The organism is Paenibacillus sp. GCM10023252 (assembly GCF_042653305.1).
Taxonomy (GTDB): Bacteria; Bacillota; Bacilli; order Paenibacillales; family Paenibacillaceae; genus Pristimantibacillus.
In genome coordinates this window covers 1-577 of sequence record NZ_JBHSHW010000048.1, presented here as the reverse complement: position 1 = coordinate 577, position 577 = coordinate 1, and the positions used below count along the sequence as shown (strand labels likewise).

The following is a 577-nucleotide window of genomic DNA, read 5'->3' as shown; positions in this document are numbered from 1 at the left end:
AAGTAAGCATAGTTTTCTTCTCCGCCGTAGCCCGCATCCGCAATAATTGTCCCGGGTAGTTTTCCGAGAGCGCCTTTGACCTTTTCCAAATGTGGTTTTAAGCAACGCGTGTCTGTTGGGCGTTGATGTAGGCTGTAGCCGATAATGAACTGGTTTTCCGTTCCGATCTGCACGTTGTATCCTGGCTTAAGTTGACCATTGCCCATGTGATCTTCTTTCATTCGCATAAAGGTAGCGTCATGGTCCGTCTTGCTGAAGCTGTTCCGATCCCCGAGAATCTCTTGCTGGGACTCATACTTTTGCAAACGTGGAAGCAAGTCTTTACGAAGCTCGCGAACCGCTTTCTTCAAAGGCTTGTCCTTCGGTTGAGCTTGCAGTTTCTCTTCCAATTGCTGTACAGCAGCCTCAAGCTTTTTGCTGGTTAAAGCAGACGCCTCGCCGAGCTCGGTAAGGTCTTGTCCCGCTTGCTCACCATCTTCTTGCTTTTCGGCTTGTGCAATGGTTTCAAACAGCGTCTGCACCTTCTCTTGCAGCTTTGCCTTCTGTTTCACAACCGCTTTGCCCCAAACAAAAGTGT

At 49.0% G+C, this 577-nt stretch carries 1 protein-coding gene; it reads right to left on the bottom strand.

All coding sequences use genetic code 11. The features are described 5' to 3' along the window. On the bottom strand, positions 1 to 577 hold a 577-nt coding region (locus ACFO9Q_RS22935; protein WP_379185907.1), incomplete at both ends, for a transposase.